Consider the following 5583-nt stretch of genomic DNA (forward strand, 5'->3'; position numbering starts at 1 on the left):
CGCGGCGGTAGCCGCGATTGAGCAGCGCCATGCGCGCGCCGGCACCGGCGGCGTTGCCGACCGCCGAGACCTTGTCGAGGTCGCAATCCGGGATCAGGCCCAGCACCATGGCGTATTTCGGATCGATGAAGGAGCCGAAGGCGCCGGCGAAATGGATGCGGTCGACATGCTCGGTGTTCTGCTTTTCCATCAACAGCTTGGTGCCGGCATAAAGCGCTGCCTTGGCAAGCTGGATGGCGCGCACATCGGTCTGGGTGATGGTGATCTTCGGCCCATCTTCCGTCAATGCGGCGGAGCCGTCCTTCAGCACATAGGAGAAGGTGCGGCCGTTGGCCGTAACGCGCGGCGAGCGCGCCGAAAGCCCGCCGTCGATGACGCCGTCCTCGGAAATGATGCCGGCGAGATACATCTCCGCCACCACTTCGATGATGCCGGAGCCGCAGATGCCGGTGACGCCGGTCGCCTGGACGCTTTCCAGGAAGCCCGGCTCGTCGGACCACAGTTCAGAGCCGATGACGCGGTATTTCGGTTCAAGCGTATCGGGATCGATGCGTACGCGTTCGATGGCGCCGGGCGCTGCTCGCTGGCCGCCGGAGATTTCGGCGCCCTCGAAGGCAGGGCCGGTGGGCGAGGAGGCCGCAACCACCCGCTGGCGATTGCCGAGCACGATCTCGGCATTGGTGCCGACATCGACGATCAGCATCATCTCGTCCTGGCGATGCGGGCCTTCCGACAGCGTCACCGCCGCCGCATCCGCACCGACATGCCCGGCGATGCAAGGCAGCATGTAGAGCCTGGCGCCCTGGTTAAGCTTCAGGCCGATGTCGGATGCCTTGATATGCACCGCACCTGAGACAGCCAGCGCAAAGGGCGCGCCGCCAAGCTCGGTCGGATCGATGCCGAGGAACAGATGGTGCATGATCGGATTGCCGACGAAGACGCTGTCCAGGATGTCGTTGCGCTGGACATTGCCTTCGGCGCAGACCTTGTCGACGAGACCCGAGATCGCCTCCCGCACGGCGACCGTCATGCCCTCGCGGCCGTCCGGGTTCATCATCACATAGGAGACGCGGCTCATCAGATCCTCGCCGAAGCGGATCTGCGGGTTCGAGGTGCCCGACGAGGCGGCGACGCGGCCCGACAGCAGCGACACCAGATGCATGGCGATGGTGGTCGAGCCGATATCGCAGGCCAGCCCATAGGCTTCGTTCTTGAGGCCGGGCCAAAGTGCTACGACGCGCGCTGTCTCAGAGTCGGCATCCTTGTAGATGGCGGCGGTCGCGGTCCAGTTGCCCTTGCGCAGGATGCCTTGCACCTGCGGCAGCAGATAAAAATCGAAATCGAGGCTTTTCAAACCCCAATCGTGCATCAGCGCGATCTTCAGCCGGTCGAGATCACCAAGCGGCTTGTGCATGTCGGGTTCTTCGATCTCGACATAGCACATGCGGATCGCCGCATCGCGGGCGATGACCCTGGTGTCGGCATCCTTGCGGATGGTCTGCGCGTTGATGACCGTATCCTGCGGCACGTCGATGACGAGGTCGCCGAGGATTTGCGCCGAGCAGGAGAGGCGACGCCGTTCGGGTAGGCCGCGGACGCGCTCATAGCGCTCTTCCTTGGCGCCCTTGGGCGTGATGTGGTCGTTGGACGAAATGATCTTGTGCTTGGCGAAATTGCCTTCCTGCACTTCGATCTGGCAACGCCCGCAAGTGGCGCGTCCGCCGCACACACTTTCGACATAGACGCCGAGCTGGCGCGCGGCGTCTAGCACGGGTGTTCCAACAGGAAACCGCCCGCGCTTGCCCGACGGCATGAACAGCACGAGCGGGTCGGTGATGTTTGCAGGTGAATTCACGATTGCGCGCTTATCCTCGGCCCATCCGGGCTTCACGGCCGCCACGGCGGCGACCGCCATTGCCGGCGCCGTCGCCCGGCGCATTGACTTGCGTCGGGGCGGCAACGGCCTGGCCGCCTTCGGCCGGCTTGTAATCCTTGTAGGTGCGGATCCAGTTGGTGCAGTTCTCGTCGGTGCCGTTCAGCACATTGGCGCCGCGCACGGCTTCCATTTCCTGCGGCCGCACCGGGTTCATGATGGCCGAGGTCATGCCGGCGCCGATCACCATCGGGATGAAGGCGGCGTTGATGCCGTGGCGATGCGGCAGGCCGAAAGAGATGTTGGACAGGCCGCAGGTGGTGTTGACCTTGAGTTCTTCACGCAGACGACGCAGCAGCGCGAAGACCTGGCGGCCGGCATCGCCCAGCGCGCCGATCGGCATCACCAGCGGGTCGACGACGACGTCATGCGCCGGAATGCCGAAATCGGCGCAGCGCTCGACGATCTTCTTGGCGACGGCGAAACGCACGTCCGGGTCCATCGAAATGCCGGTCTCGTCGTTGGAGATGGCGACGACCGGCACGTTGTACTTCTTGACCAGCGGCAGGATGGCTTCGAGCTTTTCTTCCTCGCCGGTGACGGAGTTGACCAGCGGGCGGCCCTTGGCAACCTTGAGTGCGGCTTCGATCGCGGCGGTGACGGAACTGTCGATCGACAGCGGCAGGTCGACCAGCCCTTGCACGATCTCCAGCGTCTGCACCAAAAGGCCGGGTTCGGTCTCGTTCGGATTGACCGAGGTGACGCCGGCGTTGACGTCGAGCATGGTGGCGCCACAGGCTGCCTGCTCCAATGCGTCCCTGATGACGGTCTCGAAATTGCCCGCGATCATCTCGGCGGCCAGCTTCTTGCGGCCGGTCGGGTTGATGCGTTCGCCGATCACGCAGAACGGCTGGTCGAAGCCGATGATGATTTCTCGTGTCGCCGAAGCGACGATGGTACGGGTCATAAATTCTCTCCGCCGTGATATAAAGATTTCTTTATATCGTTGTCTGGTTTCGTTCAAGCGAATGGGTGGCCGTCCGCGCCGTCAGTGCGCGGTCTTCACCATATCCACCTGCGTTTCGGTAATATCGTCGTGCAGTATGTGCTCGAGCCGATCGGCGACCATCTGGTCGTCGCGGCGGATCTCGCGTTTCCATGGCTGGCGGCCCTTCAGCACGCCCGATTCATCGACGATCTCGGCGACATATTCCTCTTGCCGGTAGGCCATCACGTGAACGCCGGAAACACCTGATATTTCCTTCACCTCGTTGATGATGTCGATGCAGAGCTGCTTGCCTTCCTTTTTCTGGTCCTGGGCGCCTTCCAGCCGCTTGATGACGGAATCGGGAATATGGATGCCCGGCACGTTCGAGCGGATCCACTTGGCCGTCTTGGCCGAGGCGAGCGGCCCGACGCCAACCAGGATGAAGCATTTTTCGGTATAGCCGAGGTCGCGCACCTTTTGCATGTAGGTGCGGAACATGGGCACGTCGAAGCAATACTGGCTCTGTACGAATTGCGCGCCGGCGGCGATCTTCTTGCCCAGCCGGTGCGGGCGGAAGTCGATCGGCGGCGCGAACGGATTGATCGCAGCACCCAGGAAAAGCTGCGGCGGCGTCGTCAGCTTGCGGCCGGACAGGAACTTGCCGTTGTCGCGCATGATGCGGCAGGTTTCCAGGAGCGACATGCAGTCGAGATCGAACACCGGCTTGGCGCCGGGCTGGTCTCCGGCCTGCACGCCGTCACCTGTCAGGCACAGCATGTTGGCGACGCCCATCGCAGCCCCGCCCAGCACGTCGCCCTGGATGGCGATGCGGTTCTTGTCGCGGCAGGCGATCTGCATGATCGGCGCATAGCCCATGCGCGTCAAAAGTGCGCAGATGCCGACCGAGGACATGTGGCAGTTGGCGCCCGATGCATCGACGGCGTTGATGGCGTCGACCCAGCCGTCGAAGATTTTCGCCCTGTTGTAGACGTCTTCCGGATCGGCGCTGTCGGGCGGGTTGAGTTCCGTCGTCACAGCGAACTCGCCGCGCCGCAGTACGCGCTCCAGCCGACCGCGCGAGGTGTGGCCGGGCAGGGGTTCGAGCGGCAGGTGGATGCCGGCCGGGTTTTCGTCGCGCTGGCGGCCGATCATGCCGACGCCCCGGTGCTGGCCGCCTCATTCTTGGCGGCAGCGGCGGCTTCGCGCGCGGTGGCCGCCTGCGCGGTCACCCGCAGCCAGGCCGAGGTTTCACGCAGCGACTGGTCGACCGGCTTCTGCACGGTCAGGATCCTGTCGCTGTGCACCATGTTCTGCGAGCCTTCCCAGGCCTTGACCCAGACGCAGGGCATATCGGGCTCGACCTCGCAATTGCCGTTGGCGCGGACACCGCCGCAAGGGCCGTTGCGCAATTGCTTGGGGCAGTTCATCGGGCAAGACATGCCTGTCGAGGACAAGATGCACTGGCCGCACATGCGGCAGTCGAACATGAAGCCCTTGACGCGCTTCTCGACAAATTTGATCGGCCCTTCGACACGGCCATAGCCTATGCCTTTCCATAAGGGATGGAGGAGCAGGAACATGTCGGCGAATTTGGCGTAGAACCATTCGAGTAATCGCGAGTGCCGCACCGACCATAATCTGACCGCGAAGGAACGCTGCACGCGCCGCTGCGGCGATACGTCGGCCGGCTTGTAGTCGGATTTCGGCGCTGCCTTCTTGACCAGAGTGGCCTGGGTAACAGCCGGCCTCTCCTTGGCAGGAATGGTTTCAGACATTTTCTTTGCCGCCCGCCTTGACCAGAGCGACCAGCCGCTCGCGGTCATATCTCGTGTCGATGTCGTTGAATGCCTTCTCGACTTCGGCTTCGAGGTCGTCGCCGACCGGAATGGGATCGGCTTTGCGCCATTCGGCCAGATAGTCGTCTGTACCGCCGGCGCCGGTGCGCATGGCGCACATGTCGATCGCCTCGGTAAAGCGCAGCGGCAGTTCGCGCTTGGCGTTCTGCCGGCCCTTCTTGACGATCACCTGGGCAGGGATGTCGCGCCAGTAGACGACGATCAGATCGGCCATGAATTCTCACTCCTCGAACTATCGAGCATTGCCGCAAGCGCAGTGGTGCCGCTTGTTATGGGACGACGCGCGCGCATTCAAAAGCGACGCATATCGATGTCGTAAAATGAAAAGTGGGTTTATTCGTTTGCGGCGTGTGCCGGCGCCCGGTCCAGCGCGTCGGAAACGCTGGCGCGCAGTATGCCGTCCAGGACGAAAAACGCGCTACCAGATGCCAGTTCTGAGGCCCGTCCAGACGTAGAACCAGATCGTCGGATGATACCAGAGTTTCGAAGGCAGGCCGGGATCGATCGTCGTGAGTTTTCCAGCCAGTGCATCGCTGACAGCCTCGACGCAGATGTCGCGCGAGAACGCCGTCTGGCGTAGCGCGTGACTTGAGATGGTGTCGCCTTTTTTCGATCTGCCGCGCGCCTGCTTCAGCACGCCACCAGTGTCGACGCCAGCGTCGACGAGGTGGACAGTCGTGCCGAAATTCTCCGCATCGCCTGATACCAGAGCCCAATAGCCGCCATTCATGCCGCGATATTTCGGCGTGATGCCCGCATGGTAGTTGAGCACCGGGCAGGGCATTTTGCTCAGCATCTCAGCCGAGATTAGTCGGCAACCGTTGAGCAGCACAACGCCTGGCCGGATCTTCTGGATCGCCTGCAGG

General features: G+C 63.0%; 6 protein-coding genes. All 6 read right to left on the reverse strand.

Annotated features, from left to right (window positions below):
- The coding region (locus EOA22_RS22970; RefSeq protein WP_127390238.1) for an ASKHA domain-containing protein at positions 1-1915 on the reverse strand (1915 nt) is incomplete at its 3' end.
- Positions 1866-2840 carry a methyltetrahydrofolate cobalamin methyltransferase gene (locus EOA22_RS22975; RefSeq protein ID WP_013531167.1) on the reverse strand — a complete coding sequence of 325 codons (975 nt, stop codon included), beginning with the start codon at positions 2838-2840 and terminating at the stop codon, positions 1866-1868. The genes EOA22_RS22975 and EOA22_RS22970, both read right to left, overlap by 50 nt.
- An 81-nt stretch (positions 2841-2921) precedes the next feature.
- Complete coding sequence (locus EOA22_RS22980; RefSeq protein WP_063168204.1) at positions 2922-4013, reverse strand: methylenetetrahydrofolate reductase; 1092 nt, start codon at positions 4011-4013, stop codon at positions 2922-2924.
- Complete coding sequence (locus EOA22_RS22985) at positions 4010-4636, reverse strand: methylenetetrahydrofolate reductase C-terminal domain-containing protein (protein ID WP_013531169.1); 627 nt, start codon at positions 4634-4636, stop codon at positions 4010-4012. Before EOA22_RS22985 ends, EOA22_RS22980 begins: the two co-directional genes overlap by 4 nt.
- Positions 4629-4931 (reverse strand): virulence factor, encoded by a 303-nt coding sequence (locus EOA22_RS22990; RefSeq protein WP_013531170.1) that lies wholly within the window; start codon positions 4929-4931, stop codon positions 4629-4631. Before EOA22_RS22990 ends, EOA22_RS22985 begins: the two co-directional genes overlap by 8 nt.
- 204 nt (positions 4932-5135) lie before the next feature.
- Positions 5136-5583, reverse strand: a 448-nt coding sequence (locus tag EOA22_RS22995) for a formyl transferase (RefSeq protein ID WP_245478670.1), incomplete at its 5' end; no start/stop codon positions are given.

Source organism: Mesorhizobium sp. M7A.F.Ca.US.014.04.1.1 (assembly GCF_003998745.1).
Lineage (GTDB): Bacteria > Pseudomonadota > Alphaproteobacteria > Rhizobiales > Rhizobiaceae > Mesorhizobium > Mesorhizobium ciceri.